The sequence below is a fragment of the Chitinophagaceae bacterium genome (genome assembly GCA_007695095.1).
Classification (GTDB): domain Bacteria; phylum Bacteroidota; class Bacteroidia; order Chitinophagales; family REEL01; genus REEL01.
Genome location: REEL01000149.1, coordinates 1 through 20441, shown reverse-complemented (window position 1 = coordinate 20441; position 20441 = coordinate 1). Strand labels below are relative to the sequence as shown.

Annotated in this window: 21 protein-coding genes; 6 read left to right on the top strand and 15 right to left on the bottom strand. The window is 35.5% G+C overall.

Features of this window, described 5'->3' with window-relative positions; translation table 11 throughout:
* The 5 genes from EA412_12490 to EA412_12470 all read right to left on the bottom strand — a co-directional run.
* The coding region (locus EA412_12490) for a hypothetical protein (protein TVR76982.1) at nt 1-761 on the bottom strand (761 nt) is incomplete at its 3' end.
* A gap of 251 nt (nt 762-1012) precedes the next feature.
* Entirely contained in the window at nt 1013-1507 is a 495-nt protein-coding gene (locus EA412_12485; GenBank protein ID TVR76981.1) for a hypothetical protein, read from the bottom strand.
* A gap of 60 nt (nt 1508-1567) precedes the next feature.
* A complete protein-coding gene (locus tag EA412_12480) occupies nt 1568-2083 on the bottom strand; it encodes a hypothetical protein (protein ID TVR76980.1) in 516 nt (171 codons plus the stop codon).
* A gap of 9 nt (nt 2084-2092) precedes the next feature.
* Nucleotides 2093-2626, bottom strand: a complete 534-nt coding sequence (locus EA412_12475; protein ID TVR76979.1) for a hypothetical protein — start codon at nt 2624-2626, stop codon at nt 2093-2095.
* An 85-nt stretch (nt 2627-2711) separates the two neighbouring features.
* Nucleotides 2712-3284, bottom strand: a complete 573-nt coding sequence (locus EA412_12470) for a hypothetical protein (GenBank protein ID TVR76978.1) — start codon at nt 3282-3284, stop codon at nt 2712-2714.
* Nucleotides 3285-3634: 350 nt separating this feature from the next.
* Here EA412_12470 and EA412_12465 point away from each other — a divergent pair, with 350 nt between their 5' ends.
* Both EA412_12465 and EA412_12460 read left to right on the top strand, forming a co-directional pair.
* Complete coding sequence (locus EA412_12465) at nt 3635-8152, top strand: gliding motility-associated C-terminal domain-containing protein (GenBank protein TVR76977.1); 4518 nt, start codon at nt 3635-3637, stop codon at nt 8150-8152.
* A gap of 138 nt (nt 8153-8290) precedes the next feature.
* Entirely contained in the window at nt 8291-8710 is a 420-nt protein-coding gene (locus EA412_12460; protein ID TVR76976.1) for a hypothetical protein, read from the top strand.
* Here the strand turns inward: EA412_12460 and xerD are convergent.
* Together xerD and msrB are read right to left on the bottom strand one after the other, a co-directional pair.
* On the bottom strand, nt 8707-9618 hold the full coding sequence (gene xerD, locus EA412_12455; GenBank protein TVR76975.1) for a site-specific tyrosine recombinase XerD: 912 nt from the start codon (nt 9616-9618) through the stop codon (nt 8707-8709). The two genes, EA412_12460 and xerD, sit on opposite strands and share 4 nt — an antisense overlap.
* A gap of 29 nt (nt 9619-9647) precedes the next feature.
* On the bottom strand, nt 9648-10034 hold the full coding sequence (gene msrB / locus EA412_12450; protein ID TVR76974.1) for a peptide-methionine (R)-S-oxide reductase: 387 nt from the start codon (nt 10032-10034) through the stop codon (nt 9648-9650).
* Nucleotides 10035-10208: 174 nt separating this feature from the next.
* On the opposite strand from msrB, the gene EA412_12445 reads away from it, so the two are divergent.
* From EA412_12445 to EA412_12435, 3 genes are read left to right on the top strand one after another with little or no spacing between them, the layout of a single operon-like run.
* Nucleotides 10209-10910 (top strand): CoA transferase subunit A, encoded by a 702-nt coding sequence (locus EA412_12445; GenBank protein TVR76973.1) that lies wholly within the window; start codon nt 10209-10211, stop codon nt 10908-10910.
* Nucleotides 10911-10918: 8 nt separating this feature from the next.
* A complete protein-coding gene (locus EA412_12440) occupies nt 10919-11578 on the top strand; it encodes a 3-oxoacid CoA-transferase subunit B (GenBank protein ID TVR76972.1) in 660 nt (219 codons plus the stop codon).
* Between the two features lies 1 nt (nt 11579).
* Entirely contained in the window at nt 11580-12443 is an 864-nt protein-coding gene (locus EA412_12435; GenBank protein ID TVR76971.1) for a hypothetical protein, read from the top strand.
* Here EA412_12435 and EA412_12430 read toward each other — a convergent pair.
* The 8 genes from EA412_12430 to EA412_12395 form a co-directional block, all read right to left on the bottom strand.
* A complete protein-coding gene (locus tag EA412_12430) occupies nt 12436-12831 on the bottom strand; it encodes a hypothetical protein (GenBank protein ID TVR76970.1) in 396 nt (131 codons plus the stop codon). The genes EA412_12435 and EA412_12430 overlap by 8 nt on opposite strands.
* Nucleotides 12832-13041: 210 nt before the next feature.
* A complete protein-coding gene (locus EA412_12425) occupies nt 13042-13467 on the bottom strand; it encodes a response regulator (protein ID TVR76969.1) in 426 nt (141 codons plus the stop codon).
* A gap of 98 nt (nt 13468-13565) precedes the next feature.
* Nucleotides 13566-13802, bottom strand: coding sequence for a hypothetical protein (locus EA412_12420; GenBank protein TVR76968.1), 237 nt, complete (start codon nt 13800-13802; stop codon nt 13566-13568).
* Between the two features lie 27 nt (nt 13803-13829).
* Entirely contained in the window at nt 13830-16916 is a 3087-nt protein-coding gene (locus EA412_12415) for an efflux RND transporter permease subunit (protein TVR76967.1), read from the bottom strand.
* Between the two features lie 13 nt (nt 16917-16929).
* Nucleotides 16930-18015, bottom strand: a complete 1086-nt coding sequence (locus tag EA412_12410; protein ID TVR76966.1) for an efflux RND transporter periplasmic adaptor subunit — start codon at nt 18013-18015, stop codon at nt 16930-16932.
* Complete coding sequence (locus tag EA412_12405) at nt 18012-18548, bottom strand: MarR family transcriptional regulator (GenBank protein TVR76965.1); 537 nt, start codon at nt 18546-18548, stop codon at nt 18012-18014. Before EA412_12405 ends, EA412_12410 begins: the two co-directional genes overlap by 4 nt.
* A gap of 91 nt (nt 18549-18639) precedes the next feature.
* Complete coding sequence (locus tag EA412_12400; protein TVR76964.1) at nt 18640-19269, bottom strand: MarC family NAAT transporter; 630 nt, start codon at nt 19267-19269, stop codon at nt 18640-18642.
* A gap of 87 nt (nt 19270-19356) precedes the next feature.
* Nucleotides 19357-19731: a DoxX family protein gene (locus EA412_12395; protein ID TVR76963.1), complete on the bottom strand. Its 375-nt coding sequence runs from the start codon at nt 19729-19731 to the stop codon at nt 19357-19359.
* 44 nt (nt 19732-19775) lie between these two features.
* Here EA412_12395 and EA412_12390 point away from each other — a divergent pair, with 44 nt between their 5' ends.
* Nucleotides 19776-20231 carry a MerC domain-containing protein gene (locus tag EA412_12390; GenBank protein TVR76962.1) on the top strand — a complete coding sequence of 152 codons (456 nt, stop codon included), beginning with the start codon at nt 19776-19778 and terminating at the stop codon, nt 20229-20231.
* Nucleotides 20232-20441: the final 210 nt, after the last annotated feature.

Below are 20441 nucleotides of genomic sequence, written 5' to 3'. Positions count from 1 at the left end.
ATAATTAATAGTTTTCTGTTTGAATCTACATCTGTCAGTTTTAGATTCAGTAATTCACTTCTTCTTAAGCCACAGGCATAAATTAAACTCAGCATTGTCTGATGTTTGATGTTTACCGGTGCTTCTAATATACGTTTGACCTCCTCTTTGCTCAATACATTTGGAATGGTCTTTTCTCTTTTAGGTCGATGAATTAAATCCGGATTCAGCACTTTATTTTCCACCACTTTTAAAAATAATTTTAACCCATTCACAAATTGGTTTTGATAGCTCGATGAGTAGTTATTTTTTAAAATATATTGATTGTTAAATTCTACTATATCCTGATTATTAATATCAGATATTTTCTTTTTTGAGAAAAAACGCAGAAAAACTGAGATTGCCTCAGTATACGTTTTAACCGTACTTGGGCTGTATCGTTTAGATTGCAGGTAATTCCTGAATGACTCTAATTTCTTAAGGTGTTCAGAACTTAAAGGTGAAAGGGGAGGCCTTGCTTTTGTTTTTTTGATGGATTGTTTATTCTTTTTCACTGCCCGCATAGCTGAATAATCTATCCACATTTTGCCCTGTAAACTTTGAAATAGCTTTTTTACCAAATCAGAACGATCTTCTACATGCCATGATTTATGTGTTTGACTCCATTTAATTTCAGGAAAAGTGTTTTTTAAAATATGTAGTATAGACTCATCATGCCTAAAAACACAAAGTACTCTTCTTTCGTTTTTGTGGATTACCGGTTTTAAAGTGATGCTTTCCATATGTGACACTTTTTACCATATTCAATAAACTATAAAGTTAATAAAAAAGAAAAGACCCTTAAATAGTAATGAGGGCCAGGCTCAATCCAAAAGTAAAGTTGAATTTAGAACAGCAAACCATAAATTAGGTATAGGCAAAAGTTGTATTTTCTGAAAACCCGGCATAGCAGTTTTGTTTTTCTACACAGCACTAAAACAAAAAAGCCGGTCTGCATGCAGACCGGCTTTTTTAAAAAAGTTTCTAATCAGTATTACTTAGTGTAAGTAACTGAACAACTGTCAGAAGTTCCATCACTAAATGTAACTACATAGTTTAAAGTAATAGTGCTTGCGGAAATAGTTCCGTTACCGCTCCATACTCTTCCTGATGCATCCGTTTGGTTAGGAATGTTGAAAGCAGTAGAAGAAGTAAGGTCAGCAGTTATAGATACCTGAAAACCTCCTGCATTACTAACTCTTAACTTGTTGAAATCATCTTTTGTAAAGGTGCTTTCATAAGTGAATCCACAGTCATCGTTTCCACTGTAAGTTCCTAAGAATTTTGTGGTCCACTCAACTCCGCAATCTTCACCTTCATAACCGGATGGGCATGCACAAAAACAGTCGTCTCCATCTTCCGTTGGAACACCATTGTTTAAACATACTACATCCTCGCAAGGATCTGTACTACAGCCTGTAGTCAATACTGAAAAGCCTAAAAAGGCAATTACTAATACGATTACGCTTGAAATTTTTCTTGTTTTCATAGGTTTATATTTTTTTGCAAATCTAATAAAAAAAATGTTATGTTTTATATATTCTAAGAATTAATTATTTTTTTCAAAATTTCCGCTACAAGAATCAGAAGACTGGTCTCCCTGTACGGTATATGTAACTGTCAAAGTACCATTGCTTAAGCCGGCACTTCCACTAATACTTGCTATCCCTAAAGCTTGTTCAGGAATTGTTACATCGCCGTTTTCATCAATAATGCCTTCAACGGTAAAACCTTGTTGGTAAAGATCATGAAATCTGATTAGCGATGGGTCAGAACTACTTGCAGATATACTCAAAGAGTACTGAAACTCTCCGCTATCACAAGATTCATTGCCGCTATAGGTTCCAACAAAATCATCCTGATATGAAGATTCACATAGTTCTCCATAGAAACCTGCCGGACATTCACATATGCAATCGTCTCCATCTTCTGTTTCTATGCCTCCGTTTTCACAAACCACATCTTCGCAGGGGTCTTTTGAACAGCTTGTGAAGATGATAAAAGAAATCGGAAGTACTAATAATAGCAAACTTCTATTGAGCTTTTTTAAAATAATTGAGTTCATAATTTAAGTTTACTGTCTGTCAAATTCTCCGGTACAATTAAAGGAAATTCCGCCTGTGGCACTAATATTATAACTTAGGCTGACACTACTCACTTCCCCTTCAGCATCGAAGTTGAAATTGCCATTGCCGGAAAAGGTATAATTACCGGATTGTCCGCTTACTGTTTGTTCCGGTATTTGAATGTTTACATAGTTACTTTGCGCGGTCAAATTGGCTGTTACACTCACACCCGGATCACCAAATAAACCATTTAGAGTGATAGTGGCAACATCAGCGGTATCGCCTTCAGCTACAGTGAGTGAGTAGGTAAAACTTCCACCTGCTCCGCAATTTTCAGGTCCCTGATAGGTTCCGTAATAATTTTGACGAATTTCATTTTCACAAAGGTTTCCTTCAAATCCTGAGTCACATTCACAAATACAGGTGTCAGAATCAACTTCATTTTCAACACCATTCACACAAACCACATCTTCGCATGGGTCTTTGGAACAGGAAACAAAAATAAAGGCAAAAGATAAGAGGACTAAAAAATAATTTTTCATAGGTTGATTTTTATTAAAAGAAATACTTAATAATTCAGTAAATATAGTGTATAGTTTTAAAAAGATTCATTTCCGGCAAAAGAAATTACTTTTTGGTATAGTTTCCGGTACAACTTTGAACATTTGTGCCCGCTATTAAAATGTAGCTTAGGGTAAGTGTTTTGTTGCTGCCGGAACCACTAAAAGCACCTTCTCCGGAAACATTTCCGGCAATTACTCCAATCGGTTGCTCCGGGATAATGATTGAATCACCAAAATAAGTTGCATTTAAAGTAGTATTGTCAAAAATGATATCGTTCAGGACAATATTAGTTTGAGGATATAAATTAGCGGATTTTGTTATTGAAAAATCAACATTAAAACCACCGCCACCTACGCAGTTTTCCTGTCCGCTGTACTCTCCGGCAATTTCATCTCTTCTGTCATTTTCACAACTTTCTCCGGTAAATTCTTCCGGACAATCACAGCTGCAATTGTTTCCGTTAAGGGTAATGCTGCCACCATTTTCACAGCTGACATCTGCACAAAGATCAGTTTCGCAATTCGTTCCGCTAAAGCCTTCCGGACAATCACAAGAGCAGTTTCCATTATCAGTAATTACAGTTCCGTTATTCGCACATACAAAATCTTCACAGTCATCTTTACCGCAAGCAGCCATTATAAAAAGACAGGCAATTAAAAAAAGAGATTTTTTCATAATATTATAATTTTTATTTTCGACGAAGATAAATAACCTTTTTTTATTTAAAATATTTCAGCGGAAAAAACTATTCCGGATTTTTAAATTTCAAACTTAAGAAGCATTAAAAATTAAGTACTTGCAATCAAAAAGTATAATTTTTAAAGTTATGTCCAATAAAAAAAAATCACACAGAAGTTCACAGTATATTGATTTCTTGAGTTTTATCAGAAAAACTATCAGCTTTTTATTTAATTACTAAGTATTTTCTTAACTTAGAGTTATATTTGCATTTTGATATCAAAGAACTAAACCTTAAAACGATAATCATGTTGAAAGAATGTTTACGCTTAATTACATTAACATTGGTAACATCAATGTTATTCTTCATTCCATTAAATGAAGTAAAAGCAAGTCACGCTGTTGGAGGAGATATTACTTATGAATGTCTTGGAAACAATGAATACCTGATAACAATGAATTACTACAATGATTGTGATGGTATTAATGCCCCTACCTCAGTAACTTTGCAGGCAAGTTCTGCATCTTGTGGTGTGGGTAATATTTCCATACCAATGAGCTTGCAAAATCCGGGTGGTACTGAAGTTTCCGGACTTTGTCCTTCAGAAATTCCAAACTCTGCTTGTAATAACGGTAATCAACCGGGTATTGAGTTGTTTATTTGGCAAGGGACAGTGACTTTACCTCAGGAGTGTCCTGATTGGGTTATAAGTTACAGCTTATGCTGCAGAAATGTTGCTACGACTAACTTAATCATACCTACCGGAGCCAGTAATGACTTATACTTACAATCAACTATTAATAACGTAGACGGACTGTGTAATAACTCTGTTTATTTTACAACTATTCCCACACCTTATATATGTATAGGAGAAAGTTTTACTTATAATCACGGTCCTGTTGATCCGGATGGCGACAGTTTGGCGTTTACCATGATCAACCCTTTAGATGGCCCGGGTTCTCCAATTGCATACAATGCGCCTTTTAATGTTGCTAACCCGGTATCAACAACAACCGGTTTTACTTTTAATCCACTAACCGGTCAGATGACATTTACTCCGGATATACCTCAGGTAGTTGTTATAACTGTATTGGTAGAAGAATTTAGAGATGGAGAACTGATTGGTTCTGTTTTACGAGATTTACAGATTTATGTAATTAACTGTACTAATCAACAACCGGTCGTCAGTGGTTTAGAAAATGTTTTCGGAGGAATTCAAACAGATGTGGATAGAGTAGAATTGTGTCCGGGAGATTCTCTGTATTTTGAAATTTCAGTAACAGATCCGGATACAAATGATATACTTACCATTACAACCAATGCTGCACAATCCATACCGGATGCAAATGTGAATATCATTCTTAATGGTAACGAAGCTTTAATTCAATTTTCATGGACACCTACTGCTAATGATATGGGGGTTAATATACTTACCATAAATATAGAAGATGATGCATGTCCTATTTTTAGTTCTCAAAGTTATGCAGTATTAATTTTTGTATTACCGAGGACTACTGCCGGACCTGATTTATTTTACTGTCCTTCCGGTGGGCCGGTTCAGCTGAATGCTTCAGGAGGTTCAGAATTTGTCTGGACACCAAGCACAGGTTTGTCAAACGATACGATTAGTAATCCTTTAGCATCGCCAACTGAAACTACAACCTATATAGTGACCAGTAATTTAAGTGCAACCTGTGTTAATTCAGATACAGTAACTGTTTTTGTAGTTCCTGACTTTGTATATAATGTAAGTTCCTCAGATACTATATGTCGATTTGGTTTAACAACTTTAAGTGTGGATGCCGATCCGAATTTTGGACCTTATACCTATAACTGGTTCCCGGAAGAAGGTTTAAATTCTACTGTAGTAGCAGAACCAAATGCCAGTCCGATGAGTACCACAACTTATTATGTTGAGGTTACTTCAGATACCGGCTGCACAGTTTTAGACAGTGTTCAGGTTGTGGTAAGCGGTGTAGCTCCCTTAGTAGAGTTAAGTTCTGACCGCAATAATGTATGTCCGGGAGATAGTATACAACTTACTTCAGAAATATTTCCTGTAGTTTGTGGGGAAGCATTAGAAAATTGCGGACCAAACAATCCACCTCAGGTTATACAGTATGGAAGTAGTACAACTACTCAGTTTGGTACTCCTTTTCAAGGGACATCTACAAGTGGTAAAGCTCAAATATTGTTTAGGGCTTCTGACCTCCTGGCCCAGGGTATAGGCCCCGGAACTATCTCTAGAATTGCCTTAGATATAGGTACTAAAAATACAAACGGTGCTTTTGAAAATTTAACTCTAAGCATTGGATGTACAGAGTCTTCAGAATTGAATTCCTCAAATTGGGAGGGTGATTTAACGCAGGTCTTTTTCCAATCCGGATATATTACAACTCAGGGATGGAATAACTTTAATTTCCAAACTCCTTATGATTGGGATGGTGTTTCAAATTTAGTTATTGAAATATGCTATCAAAATCAATCTTCTTTAGGTGGTATTGATGTGTTAAATGGTACCGCAGGAAGTGGGTACACTTCAGTTGTAAGAAATTATGCAAACAATCAGTTGGGATGTGGGTTAACGCCAACTTTTACATACACTTGGTTACCTAACATCCGCTTCACCTGGTGTCCTGCTCAAACAGCATCATTTACCTACAGCTGGTCTCCTACTACGAATGTAAGTGACCCAACATCACCAAACCCATCGGTAATGGTAGATCAGGATGTGACTTATTTCTTAACTGTGGATGACGGAGAGTGTCAGGGTATTGCTCAGATAGACTTAGCCGTTGATAGTTCATTCTATATTTTCACCAGTCCGGATGTAGTGACTTGTGATGATTCTGTACAAATAGAAGTGTTTACTGTATTTCCTGAAACACCTTCTTTCTATGAGTGTGGAGCAAATAATTCACCTTGTATAACTACACCAAGAATAGAACAAGTAGGTAGCGGTACTCAGACGAATACAACTACCGGTTACCCGAATATTTACGGAAACTGGTATAGGTCTGCAAGGCATCAATTACTTTTCAGAGCAGCTGACTTAAATGCTGCAGGTATAGATTCTGCCGGTACTATAAATAGTATAGCCTTTAATATTAGTCAAATTGCCGGTACTACTACATACAACGATTTTAGAATTCGAATGGCATGTACTGAGTCAACTCAGTTAAGTCAGACAAATTGGGAAACCGGTTTGGAAACAGTATTCACACCTAAATCGGTTAATATTACTCCCGGCTGGAATACCTATGTATTGGATATCCCTTACGATTGGGATGGAGTAACAAATTTGGTTGTTGAGGTTTGCTTTAGTAATTTAGGTCTAACATTTACTAATAACAGCCCTACTTTTAATGAAGTAACTCCATATACTTCTGTGTTGTGGTATCGTTCAGATACAGATGCACAGACATGTTCAGACGGTAATCCTTCAGCTACATTTGGTGCAGGAGAAAGTAATCAAAGACCTAATACCAGATTTAACTATTGTGATGCTGTGATACCAGAATTGACTTATGAATGGGAGCCGTCAAATCAAGTAAATGATCCAAATATTGCTAATCCAATAGCCATTCCTGGTGGTTCAACTACTCAATTTGATGTTACCGTTACTTTCCCTAATGGTTGTGTGCTTACCGATCAATTAGTGATAGAACCAATTGATTTTGAAACAAATATTTCTAATGATACGGTTGTTTGTAAAGGAAATTCAGCTCAATTACTAGCCGGCGGAGGTGTCTCTTATGATTGGTCTCCTCAGGCAGGCTTAAGTTGTACCGACTGTCCAAATCCGACAGCAACACCGGATACAACAACAACTTACACCGTCCAGATTTCAAATGAAGACGGATGTGTTAATGCTGAAACGGTAACGGTCGAGCTTTATCAGCCACCGGTTTCATTAGGTCCTGATTCATTAACTTGTGTAAGTTCAGTAATAGTTTTGGATCCGGGTAGTCAATATTCATCTTATGAATGGAGTACCGGTTCAACACAACAGACAATTCCTGCACTTCAAACGGGTACTTATTCAGTAACAATTACAGATGCAGACGGATGTCCGAACTCTGATAGTATTTATATTGAATCCGTAAATCCACTTTTCCCGAACAGATTTAGCCTTTGTGCCGGAGAAAGTGTAGAAGTAGAAGCAGAACCGGGCTTTTTGAGCTATCAGTGGACTACCGGTGATACGTCTCAGGTAATAACCATTTCTGAGCCGGGCAGTTATACTTTAACAGTAGAACATCCTGAGTGTGGATTTATTAATAAAACTTTCTTAGTTGATGAAATTCTCGTAACTGCATCAGCATTTGCTAATCCGGAAATAGTAGTTGAAGGAGATGTTTCTAATCTTTCCTCTGAAGGATTTGGTGGAACAGAGCCTTATACATACAGCTGGACACCTGCTGAAATGTTAGATGATGCTACAGCTCAGAATCCTAATGCTACGGTTACCGATCCAACTACATTTGTTGTAATGATTACAGATACAAGTGGTTGTTCAGGGGTAGATAGTATCTTTGTCGACATCTTTGATGAAGAGATTATTTATGTACCAAATGCATTTGCTCCGGAAAGAGGAGGTGTAAACTCTGTATTTGAAGTTATCGTTACAGGACCTGCTACAATCCGTGAATTTAGAGTATTTAACAGATGGGGACAGGTAGTACATGATGATCCGGCAAACGGTTGGGATGGTACCTTTAAAGGCCAAATGCAACCTACAGGAACATATGTGTTCTATGCTGTGGTCGAACTGGTTACCGGAGAGACTAAAGTAATTAATGAAAGTTTCCATTTATTACGATAAATTTAATCTCATAGTTTTAAAAGAGTCTCACTCATTTTGAGTGAGACTCTTTTATTTTTAACCGAAAAAGTTATTTTTGTATAAAACTATATGCTTGTGAACTTATTTAAACTCCATATGATTATCCTTGTTTGCTTTATGTTTTCGTCCTGTAAAACTAAAAATACAGCTCAAACAGATGACATTACACAGAATAATGAAGAAAAAGTAGAAATGAAAGATGAAATCAGTAAAATGCAGGAAAAACTTATAGGCACCTGGGATTGGGAGTATACAGTTTGTTGCGGCAGGAATCCGCAAACGATTACCCCTGAAATGGAAGGGAATACCATTTCCTTAAGGTTTTTTGAAAACTTTACTGTTTTAAGAGTAATCAATGGTGAGAGTAAAACGATTACCTATGATATACATTATTCTGATATTTATCCGGATCGTTTATTTATAAGCTTTGAGGATGCCCAAAGGCCGGCTCTTATAGAGATTGATGAAGATAAATTACTGATAAATTATGAATATATTGACCTACAAAGAGAGTATTATATAAAAAGGTCGAATTAATTTGCTTCTTTATACAGAGGATGAAAAGTTAATAAGGTTTCTCTTAAGTAGTCTTTATCAACATGGGTGTAAATCTCAGTAGTAGTTATAGAAGTATGACCAAGCATTTCTTGTATAGCACGCAAATCTGCTCCTCCGTCTATCAGATGTGTAGCAAATGAATGTCTGAGTATATGCGGACTTACTTTTTTCTTAATACCGGCTTTTGTTGCCAAGGTTTTTAAGATTGTAAAAATCATAATTCTCGTGAGTTTTTTACCTCTGCGATTTAAAAACAAAAACTCTTCTGATTCTTTATCTATTTTCATTTGGTTTCTGTAGTTCGTCAGATATATATTCACATATTTAACAGCATCTTTTCCTACGGGAATCAGTCTTTCTTTGTTTCCTTTACCAATCACACGAATAAAATCTACATCAAAGAATAACTGATTTATTTTTAAGTCAACTAACTCACTTACCCGCAATCCGCAACCATATAAGATTTCTATGATAGCCCGGTTTCTCGTTCCTTCAGGTGTACTATGGTCAATTTGATCTATCAGCGCATTAATTTCTTCCAAACTCAATACCTCAGGAATTTTTCTTTGCAGTTTTGGTCCTTCTAGTAGTTGAGTAGGGTTTACCTTAATAATTTCTTCAATGATAAGAAAATTGAAAAAACTTTTAATACCACTGAGAATTCTTGCCTGAGAATGAGAGCTTAATCCCATATCAAACAGAAAGGCTAAAAATTGCTCTAAATCTTCTGTTTTAACATCCTTTGGAAGTTTAGAGTCGGGCTTGGCAGATAAATACGAATGTAACTTGTGAATGTCCCGTAAATAGGCTTCTATAGTATTGTTAGATACTGATTTTTCGAGCTTTAAATAGGCTTTAAAGCTTTTTATAGTGGCTGACCATTCCATTAGGGTATGTGTTAGATAATTATTTCAAGCTATTCTTTTGTCTTGAAATCTAAAGATAATGAATTTACACAATATCTTTTCCCGGTAGGATTTGGTCCGTCATCAAAAACATGACCTAAATGTGCATTGCATTTTGCACATAAAATTTCAACCCTTAGCATACCCATTGATTTATCTAATTTTAGTTCGATATTTTCTTCTTTTGCAATATCATAGAAACTGGGCCAGCCACTTCCTGAATCATATTTTTGACCGGAACTGAACAATAAAGCGTTGCAACAATTACAATGATAAGTTCCGGCTTCATGGTGTGAGTAGTACTTTCCGGTAAAGGCTCTCTCTGTTCCTTTCTGTCTGGTGATTCTGTATACTTCAGGATCTAATTTCTTTTTCCATTCTTCTTCTGATAGTTTCATTTTTTATATGCTTTAAATCATTAAACAAAAATTTAGAGGTATTGGTTTTAATTTTCAAAATAAATAAATGACCTTATTTGGCTCTAAATTAAATTGTAGTTTAAGATTTAGTCGTCAAAATTGAGTTGAGCGTTTTATTTATCCTTAATATTCACTAAATTAGCAAAAAAAAAGATGTATATAGATAGAACGGTTAGCGGAGCAACTGAAGCGATTAAAGAGATTAAAGACGGTGCAGTAATAATGTTTGGCGGTTTTGGGCTATGTGGTATTCCTGAGAACTCAATTAGAGCATTGGTTGAGTCCGGAGCAAAAAATCTGACATGTATATCAAATAATGCCGGAGTAGATGATTTTGGATTGGGATTATTACTGCAAACCAGACAGATAAAAAAAATGATGGCCTCTTATGTAGGAGAAAATGCAGAGTTTGAGCGACAAATGTTATCCGGGGAGCTTGACGTAGAATTGATTCCTCAGGGTTCTTTAGCTGAAAGAATCAGAGCCGGAGGAGCCGGAATTCCGGCTTTTTTTACTCCAACAGGTTATGGGACTGAAGTTGCAGAGGGTAAAGAAACTCGTGAGTACGATGGTAAAATGTATGTGTTGGAATCAGCTCTAAAAGCAGACTTTGCAATTGTAAAAGCATGGAAGGGAGATAAAGCCGGTAATTTAATTTACAAAGCTACTGCCAGAAACTTTAACCCTATGATGGCTATGGCCGGAAAAGTGACTATTGCAGAAGTTGAAGAGTTGGTTGAACCCGGTGAATTAGATCCAAATGAAATTCATACACCCGGTATTTTTGTTCAAAAAATATTTCAGGGAAAGAATTACGAGAAAAGAATTGAACAAAAAACTGTTCGTCAAAATTAATAACAATTATGGCTTTAGATAAACACGGTATAGCAAAGAGAATTGCAAAGGAACTGAAAGATGGCTTTTATGTCAATTTAGGTATTGGAATCCCCACTTTAGTAGCGAACTATGTCCCGGAGGATATAAATATAGTTTTACATTCTGAAAATGGATTGCTGGGAATGGGCCCCTTTCCTTACGAAAAGGATGTTGATGCTGATTTGATAAATGCCGGAAAGCAAACGGTGACAACTCTAAAAGGAAGTAGTTTTTTTGATTCATCCGATAGTTTTGCCATGATTCGCGGTAATCATGTTGATTTGACAGTACTTGGTGCAATGGAAGTTTCTGAGAAAGGAGATATCGCAAACTGGAAAATACCCGGTAAGATGGTAAAAGGAATGGGTGGAGCTATGGATTTAGTTGCCGCTACCTCTAATATTGTGGTTGCTATGATGCATACCAACAGAGCAGGGGAGTCTAAACTGTTAAGTGAGTGTACGCTCCCGATAACCGGTTTGCGTTGCATACGCAGAATAGTAACAGATTTAGCGGTTATTGACGTTACTGAAAAAGGTTTTAAACTTATTGAACGCGCACCGGGGGTTTCCGTTGAAGAGATAATCGCAAAAACAGCCGGGAAATTAATAGTTGAAGGTGATATACAAGAAGTGAAAATAGATTAATATGACTGATAATCACTCAGCTTTTTTCTTTTTTAATGGAGAAAAGATTGATAAATTCAGTTTACCTGCTTCTAAGCTTTTATATTCCTTTTACTATGGTGGTTCATTCTTTGAAACAATACGTATTCAAAATGGACTTGCACCACTTCTCAAATTTCATTTGCTGAGAATTAAAAAAGCAATAGATGTATTTTCGTTTGAAAACTTTAGTGTTTCAGATTTTGAATTACATTTAGCTCAAATACTAAAAATTCTTCAGAATCAGGGAGTTAATAATGCAAGGCTGAGAGTGCAATTTTTCCCTATTGAAAAAGCTGAGTTTGGAAAAAACTACAATTTTTTTTCTGAAGTAAAAGTGTTACCGGATAATTATTTCAAATCATATTTCGAATATGATTCAGTTGCTTTTTACAATCAGTGTGTCATTTATCCGGATAAATATTCAGCTTTTAAGTCATCAAATTATTACCGCTTTTTACAGGCAGGGGCATATGCAAAATCTCAAAATGAATTGGTTTTGATTAAAAACAGTTCTGAAGAATGGGTAGAATCACAAAAAGGAAATTTGTTTTTTTCACTGAAAGGAAAATGGTATACTCCGGATATATCAGCCGGATGTATAGATGGTGTATTGCGCAATTTTATATTGAATAATCAAAAGGAGCTGGGTATAGAAGTTTCATTTAAATCATTGACATCAAAAGACTTGATGCTTATAGATTCATTAATGGTGACAAATGCATTCAGGGGAGTGATGACTGTAATTACAGATAAAAGTGAAACTATTAAGTTAGCAGATAGCAGGAAAGCAAGTGAATTACAACAACAAATTGAAAATTTAATTTCCTTAGATGCTATTAGTTGATTGGGTACAACTTGCCCTTTTGATTTGAATTTCCGGAATTCTTTAGAATCATATTTCTAAATGCATCAATATCGTAAGGTTTAATTAAATAGTCATATTGCATTTGTGTTAAGGTAAGAGATAAATAGTTTTTATCTTCTACTCCTGCTACTATCACTACGGGGACTTTATTTTTAATAATTTTAAACAAGTCGAAAACACTTCCATCTTCAGATAAATAATTACACAAGACCAGGTCAAATTTGTTTTCTGCAAAGGCAACAGCTCCATCGGCTATGCTATCCGTTAAATAGTAATCAATCTCCGGAAAGAATTTTTTAATAAACTTTTCAAAAATCATACTATCAAATTCGTCTTGCTCAATATAAAGTATCCGCTTAATTGCCATGTTTGATTTTTAGTGTTTTAAACCATCTGAACACTTAATTAGCATTATTGATGTTGTATTCAAAATGAAAAGCACTAATACTTTTACATAAATACAATCATCAATAGAAAAAATGCTGATGGAGTATAATGCAGAATTATACGAAGGGGGCAGAAAAAAGTTTTTATTTTAAAGCTTTTTTTTATAAAAAAGTAGAATTAAAATACCGGATTACTTCAGGCTTTTATTATTGAGGCTATAGATGCTATTCGTGATTTTCAGAATCTCATTTTTTGAAATCGGCTTAACGGTATAGTATTCTGCCCCATTAACCATAGAGGATATAAAGTCTTTCGTTTCTTTAGAAACAGTAAGTATAATTATTGGAGTATCTGAAAGAGCCGGTAACTGCCTTAGGTCTTTTAGTAAATCCAGGCCGCTTATTTTTGGCAGGTGAATATCTAAAATAATTAAATCAGGTTTTTTATTACTTAAACCTTTGGAACAATTTTCTAAGTATTCCCATGCTTCTTCACCATCTTCTATGATCGTGAAAAATTCACCTATTTCAGCTTCTTTGAGTATGTGTTTGGTATAAAATGAATCGCCGGGATTGTCTTCTATAATTAGGATATTTTTGAGTATACGATTTTTCATAGGCAGTAATATTTGAGTGTTGGCATATTAAATTTACTAAAAAAAAGAGACAAAGTATAATTTAAGGAAAAAATATAGATTTTCTTTTTTAACTACTGTTAACTTTTCGTCTCTGTAAACTTTGCCGGTTTTAGTGAATTAATAAAAGCTTGATGCCCGGGTTCATTACATAAAATAAATAGTTCTACGGAAAATTCATTTAAAGTTTCAATTTTACTTTCATTAATAATAATGTTATTACGTTTTGCAAATTGATAAAGATGTTTTTCATAGTGTTCAGCTGTTTGTAATGCGACCTGCCCATGGAAGTACCATGATATTTTATACTGCTTCATAAAGGATTTTTTAAAAAAGTGAATAGATCAGACCGTTTCCAATTGTTTATTTTCAGGTGTATCTATGCTTTTTGTTGAGTATTTGGTAGAGATAAAAGTATACATTGCCGGTATAACGAATAAGGTTAAGATTGTTGAAAACATTAATCCTCCGATAATACCAATACCCATAGATTGTCGACTTTCTGAACCGGCACCTAAGGACAGGGCAATGGGTAAAATCCCCAGAATTGTTGATATGCTGGTCATTAAAATAGGCCTGAATCTTGCAATTGAAGCATCTCTGATGGCCTCAGTAAATTCTAATCCGGCTTGCTTTCTTTGGTTTGCAAATTCAACAATTAAAATGCCGTTTTTAGAAACTAATCCTATGAGCATTATGATTCCAATTTGACTGAAAATATTTAATGTTTGTCCAAAATACCAAAGTGAAAATAAAGCTCCTGCTATTGCAAGCGGCACTGTGAACATTACGATTAAAGGGTCTTTGAAGCTTTCAAATTGAGCAGAAAGCAAAAGGAAAACAAAAATAAGAGCTAACACAAATGCAAAAATTAAACTTGCAGAGCTATCTGCATAATCTTTTGATGGCCCGGTTAGGTCAGTAGAAAACGAATCATCGAGAACTCTTGCTGCTACAGCATCCATGGCAGCAATCCCGTCTGCAATAGTATATCCTTCTTTAAGTCCGGCCTGTATAGTTGCAGATACGAATCTGTTATATCTGAATCTTTGAGGAGGGGCGCTGGTTTCTTTAAGTGTAATCAAACTTGATAGCTGCACTAATTCACCGGCCCCACTTCTAATATATAAGCTTGATATGTCAGTAGGTTCATTTCTATTGATTCTGGGTAACTGACCAATTACCTGATATTGCTTACCATCTTTAAGGAAAAATCCAAAACGCTGTCCACTGAATGCCGATTGCAGAGTTTCAGATATATCTCTTATGCTAATGCCTAAGCTACGTGCAAGGGATCTGTTAATTTCTATCTGAATTTCGGGTTTATTAAACTTAAGGTTTGCATCCGCAAATTGTAGAGCTTCTTCCTGATTAGCTTGTTCCAAAAATTCGGGTAACACTTCAGTCAGGCGTTCAAAATTTGGAGCCAGTAAAACATATTGTACCGGAAAACTCTGAAATCCACCTCCAATTGTTTGAGGCTGAGAGGCAAACCCTCTGGCTTCAGAAAATTGCCTTAATCGATTAGAAACATCAAAAAAGACTTCATTTTGAGACCTCTCACGCTCTGACGGGTCTTTTAAAATTAACCTCATAAAGCCTGAATTTACGGCAGTTGAAGCACCAAATCCGGGACTAGTAACGGAAATTACTGCTTCCATTTCAGGAATAGAGTCTCTCATTTCCAAAATGACTTTATCCATAAAATGATCCATATATTCAAAGGTAGCTCCTTCAGGGCCTGTAAAAAAAGCTCTTACATCACTTCTGTCTTCTAACGGAGCGAGTTCCTGTTGTAAATTGGAATAGAAGAAATACATTGCAAAACCGGATAAAACGATAACCATTAAAGCTATAGATCTGAATTTTAGTATAAAATCTAAAACCCGGGCATATAAATTTGTAAGTGCTTCAAAATGTCTTTCTGTTTTTTGATAAAACCAACTCGGTTTATCTTTTTTCTTTAAAATCTTGCTGCAAAGCATAGGTGCCAGTGTAAGAGCAACAAAAGATGAAATAATGACGGCACCGGCGAGTGTGATTCCAAATTCCCTGAATAGACGACCGGTAATGCCTTCCAAAAATATAACGGGAAGGAAAATGGCTGCTAATGCAATAGTGGTTGTAACAACGGCAAAAAATATTTCGCCTACACCCTGTATTGCTGCTTCTTTTGGTGCAATACCTTTTTCAATTTTTGTATAAATATTTTCTAAGACAACAATGGCATCATCCACAACCAAACCAATAGCTAACACGACCGCCAGCATGGTTAAAATATTAATGGAAAAACCGGCTATATACATTATGAAAAAAGACCCGATAAGAGCAATTGGGATAGTTATAATTGGAATAATACTGGTTCGCCAATCTCTAAGAAAAAAGAAAATCACTAAAATTACTAAGCCAAATGCCAGAAATACTGATTGTTGTACTTCGCCAATTGAAGCTCTTATATAGACCGTATTGTCAAAACCCAAATCTGTTTTTATATCTTCAGGTAAGTCCCGCTCAATAATTTTGAGCCTTTCATAAAATTCATCAACTATCTCCACATGGTTGGATCCGGGTTGGGGAATTAAAACAATTCCGACCATTGCCACACCATCTCTTTTTAAAACAGTTCTTTCATTTTCCGGCCCGTATTCGGCATGTCCAACATCTCTGAGTCTTACCAGATTTATACCATCATCTAAAATAATCAGGTCATTATATTCTTCAGGTGTGTTTAACCGCCCCATCGTTCTGACGGTTAACTCCATGTGAGTTCCCTCAATTCTTCCGGAAGGTAATTCTACATTTTCCTGATTCACGGCATTTCTGACATCAATTGGAGTTACTCCATAAGCAGCCATGAGTCCGGGGTCAAGCCATAGTCTCATAGAGTATGTTTTGGAACCCCAAATTCTCACCTCACTAACTCCCGGAATCGTTTGAACTCTTTCTTTGAAGTTGTTTTCCGCAATTGCAGTTAGTTCCAAATAATCCCTTTCAGCACTTTGAATGTTTAAGAAAACAATGGGGGAGGCATCTGCATCAGCTTTTGCAACTATAGGTGGTTCCGCATCCGGAGGTAGATTCCTGACCGCCCTCGATACTCTGTCACGTACATCATTGGCTGCGGCCTCGAGATCAATACTTAAATCAAACTCTACAGTTATGGTACTTCTGCCCTCATTATTTACTGAATTTAAAGACTCAATACCTGCGATTCCACTGATTGACTCTTCTAAAGGTTCTGTTATCTGAGATTCTATAACATCAGCATTTGCACCAATATAATTAGTAGTGACAGTAATTCTGGGAGGGTCAACGGCCGGATATTCCCTTACACCTAAATAGGTATATCCTATAACTCCCATTAATACAATTACAATTGACATTACTGAAGCTAAAACGGGCCTGTTAATACTAATTTTTGATAAACTCATTTGATAATTTTCTTCAGTTTGATGTTGATGAAATTTCTGCTGCTCTAACTTCCATCTCCGGTCGTATTTGTAGTAATCCGCTTGTAATTACTGTGTCACCTGCACTTATACCGCCGGTAATCTGTATTTTATTTGCCATTCTGGTTCCCGTTTCTACTTCCTGCGGCTTAACTTTTCCGTTTTTAAACAAATAAACTTGTTGCCCGTTCAAAATAGGTACCACAGCAACTGTAGGGATTAAAATGGCACTATCAGACTGCTCCATTAAGACCTTTGCATTTATAAATGAGCCCGGTGTGATAAGCATATCTTCATTATTAAATCGCCCCCGTACCATTAAAGCTCTGCTGTTAGCCTGAATCACAGACTCAGTTGCATAAATAGTTCCTTCGTGAAATTCGGCACTTCCTGAGGTTTGAAATCTAAATTTAGTGCCCTCTTTAATTTGGTTTGCAAATATTTGGGGTACCGGAAAATCTATTTTGATAGGATCCGGTTTAATTAAAGAAATGATTTCCATACCGGGAGTTACATATTGCCCCGGACTTACTTTTCTTAGTCCGGTTATTCCGGAAAAGGGAGCCCGTACTTCAGTTTTTTCAATTCTGGCTTTAATTAAATTTACTTCTGATAAATTTACCTGATATTGAGCTTCAGCATTATCAAATTCCTGTTGGCTGATGCCTTCTCGTGCCAGCAATCTTTTTTGTCTTTCTAAATTCGTTTCAGATAAGCGCAAGTTGGTATTTGCCCTGGCTAATTCAGCTTGTAGTTCAGCATCATTAACTTTTGCAATTAACTGTCCTTTTTCTACTCTGCTTCCTTCACGAACATAAATAGAGGTTAATAATCCACTAATTTCAGCGGATAAGACTACAGATTCATCCGGCAGAGTTGTCCCACTTACATCAATAAAATTCTCTAATTCACTATAATCAGTAACAAACATATTTACAGCCATAGATTGTTGAGCAGGTCTGCCCGGAGGTTCTTCAACTACATTTTCTGCACTTCCGGACATAGTCTGATAGATTAGCCCACCAAAGATCAAAAGCAAGAAAACGCCCAGTGCTATCCATTTTATGGTTTTATTATTCATTTTGTTTTTGTCTGTTTAGGTTTTTGTTTCTGAATGTTTTTTAGTGATTTCAATTTTTTAAAATCTAAATAAAAGTTGTCTGTTTCTACAGTAGAAAAATTACTGCAAATATTTTCCAATGCTTTATAAAAAGTATCAATTTCGCTTTTTTTCATCCCATTAAATGCTAAACTGTTTACCTCCCGATATACATTGTAAATGTCAGGAAGTGCTTTTTCGGCTTTTTTTGTCAAAGTAATTATATGTTGCCTTCTATCCTTTGGGTTTACGTTTCTTTCTATGTATCCGGCATCAGATAAATAGTCTACTATACCTACGACTGCCGCTTTATCTATACTGAATAAATCAGCTAAATCTTTTTGAGTTATAGGTTTAGTTGATGCATCAATAACTACTAAAATGTAAAAATGTCTCTCAATGTCAAGATGAGATAGTTTTGAAACAATTATACCCACATACTTTTTTGCTAATAGCATTAAATTGATACCTAAAGGTGTGATGTTTTTGCTTTGAAGACTGCTTTTTTTATCCATATTTGTATTAGTAACGAGTTAACAACAAGCTTGGTGTAAAATTAGTTTAAAATTTTAATAGTTGATACTGTTAACTAAATTTGAGTAGGGTTCAGATGCTTCTTAACATTGGAATTACTCCATTGGCAATGAACTGTATACCAATAGCCAGCACTATAAATCCTATCATTCTGGTAATAGCTGATGATCCGGATTCACCTATTTTCTCCATAAGTCTTGGAGATACAATCAAAACGATAAAGGTTATTAAACCTACAGCAATAATGGCTGAAATTATTATTAAATAGTCAGTTACAATGTCAATTTCCAAAGCAAATGAAATTAGCAATGATATGGAACCCGGCCCGGCAAGCATTGGAATTGCCAGAGGAGAGAATGATATATCATTTTTAAGCATGGCTTCTCTTTTTACTTTCTTACTGATAGCCCTTCCTCTCTCATATTGCCCACTGGTACCTAATAAATCCAGTCCCGATTTGGCAATAATAATTCCACCGGCAATTCGCAGCCCTTCAATACTAATTCCAAAAAAATTTAAAATGTATGTACCGACTAAAAAAAATACGATAAGTATAAGGATAACGTAAAGGGATGCTTTTTTTGCCTGAGATTTTCTCCATTCGGGGGCATCATTAGCTGTAAGTGCCAGAAAAACCGGCATTGCCCCTAAAGGGTTTACAACTGAAAACAAGGCAGTAAAAATTAAGAAAAATAGCTCCATTCTTGATAGAAATTTGAGGGTGCAAAGTTAGGCATTTCTTTTGCTCAGGAATCTATTTTGGTTTGTTAAGTTAAAATGGATTTCAACTTATTTATCAACTGACCATTTGCCACCTCCAAAAGCGATTAACATTAATAAGCCACCTGTCATAGCCAGATTTTTCATAAGTTGAATATCCTGTGCTGTTCCAGGGTCAAAGTGAAATATAAAAGTAGTGGGAATTAAGAAAATAATAAGTAATGCTGCGCCCATTTTAATTTTGTACCCTAATATTAGTGACAGTGAACCTACAAGTAGAAAAATAATAGCAAAAAATAATAGTATTTCTAATGGACCGGACATTTGACCCACTTTTTTCATGTATTCAATTTTATCACTAAAATTCATTATTTTGTCAATTGCGGACACAAAAAATATCACTGAAATTGATAATCTTGCTATTAAAGGAATTAAATGATTCATTGGTTTTATTTTAAAAAAGCGTTCAAACAAAGCTATTAAAACTTTTGATTAATTTTTATTTCAGATATGCAACGTCGTTGCACATAAAAATTAATTTTAGTAACTTTGTAAAAAAAGTGAAGATAGTGAATTGGAATAAAATTGGTGTATTTGCTTCTTTGGCCTGCGCAGTTCATTGTGCGTTAACACCTTTACTTCTTGTTATGGCTCCCTTAACGGGTTTAATGCTTTTTGACCACTGGGTGGAAATTGTTATGATATCCTTTAGCATTGTTATTGCATCCTATGCAAATGTTAATTCATTTATAAATACGCACAAGAATCGTAAACCATTATTATGGATGGTTTCTGGCTTTTTATTAATTATTTCTGTTCATATTGTCCATGCTCACGGACCAGTAAGCACTGTGCTTTCAGTATTAGGGGCTTTGATGGTAGCCTGGTCATTAATTTATAATCAGAAGTTGATTAAAAAAACATGTTCAGTTCATGCAGCTTAGTGACTTTAAGTAAAGAAATAACATTTTATAGGCCGAAATTTTGGACTATAAACATACTACAAAAAAAAGCTTCTCTGGTTTCAGAGAAGCTTTTTTAATATATCGTATCTTCTTATTAATTGTTCGTTAAGAAGACTTTTTCTGTAATTGTTTCAGTTTCATCCTGAAGTACGACAAAGAATATTTGGCCACTGCCTGCCGGTACACTCA

Bases quoted from the DNA above. Each gene is read 5' to 3' on its own strand.
- EA412_12435 (TVR76971.1), top strand. From the start codon at position 11,580: ATGACTGATAATCACTCAGCTTTTTTCTTTTTTAATGGAGAAAAGATT.
- EA412_12480 (TVR76980.1), bottom strand. From the start codon at position 2,083: ATGAACTCAATTATTTTAAAAAAGCTCAATAGAAGTTTGCTATTATTA.
- EA412_12420 (TVR76968.1), bottom strand. From the start codon at position 13,802: ATGAAGCAGTATAAAATATCATGGTACTTCCATGGGCAGGTCGCATTA.
- EA412_12405 (TVR76965.1), bottom strand. From the start codon at position 18,548: ATGGATAAAAAAAGCAGTCTTCAAAGCAAAAACATCACACCTTTAGGT.
- EA412_12440 (TVR76972.1), top strand. From the start codon at position 10,919: ATGGCTTTAGATAAACACGGTATAGCAAAGAGAATTGCAAAGGAACTG.
- EA412_12395 (TVR76963.1), bottom strand. From the start codon at position 19,731: ATGAATCATTTAATTCCTTTAATAGCAAGATTATCAATTTCAGTGATA.
- EA412_12430 (TVR76970.1), bottom strand. From the start codon at position 12,831: ATGGCAATTAAGCGGATACTTTATATTGAGCAAGACGAATTTGATAGT.
- xerD (TVR76975.1), bottom strand. From the start codon at position 9,618: ATGGAATGGTCAGCCACTATAAAAAGCTTTAAAGCCTATTTAAAGCTC.
- EA412_12445 (TVR76973.1), top strand. From the start codon at position 10,209: ATGTATATAGATAGAACGGTTAGCGGAGCAACTGAAGCGATTAAAGAG.
- EA412_12425 (TVR76969.1), bottom strand. From the start codon at position 13,467: ATGAAAAATCGTATACTCAAAAATATCCTAATTATAGAAGACAATCCC.
- EA412_12460 (TVR76976.1), top strand. From the start codon at position 8,291: ATGTTTTCGTCCTGTAAAACTAAAAATACAGCTCAAACAGATGACATT.
- EA412_12400 (TVR76964.1), bottom strand. From the start codon at position 19,269: ATGGAGCTATTTTTCTTAATTTTTACTGCCTTGTTTTCAGTTGTAAAC.
- EA412_12485 (TVR76981.1), bottom strand. From the start codon at position 1,507: ATGAAAACAAGAAAAATTTCAAGCGTAATCGTATTAGTAATTGCCTTT.
- EA412_12410 (TVR76966.1), bottom strand. From the start codon at position 18,015: ATGAATAATAAAACCATAAAATGGATAGCACTGGGCGTTTTCTTGCTT.
- EA412_12465 (TVR76977.1), top strand. From the start codon at position 3,635: ATGTTGAAAGAATGTTTACGCTTAATTACATTAACATTGGTAACATCA.
- EA412_12415 (TVR76967.1), bottom strand. From the start codon at position 16,916: ATGAGTTTATCAAAAATTAGTATTAACAGGCCCGTTTTAGCTTCAGTA.
- EA412_12475 (TVR76979.1), bottom strand. From the start codon at position 2,626: ATGAAAAATTATTTTTTAGTCCTCTTATCTTTTGCCTTTATTTTTGTT.
- EA412_12470 (TVR76978.1), bottom strand. From the start codon at position 3,284: ATGGCTGCTTGCGGTAAAGATGACTGTGAAGATTTTGTATGTGCGAAT.
- msrB (TVR76974.1), bottom strand. From the start codon at position 10,034: ATGAAACTATCAGAAGAAGAATGGAAAAAGAAATTAGATCCTGAAGTA.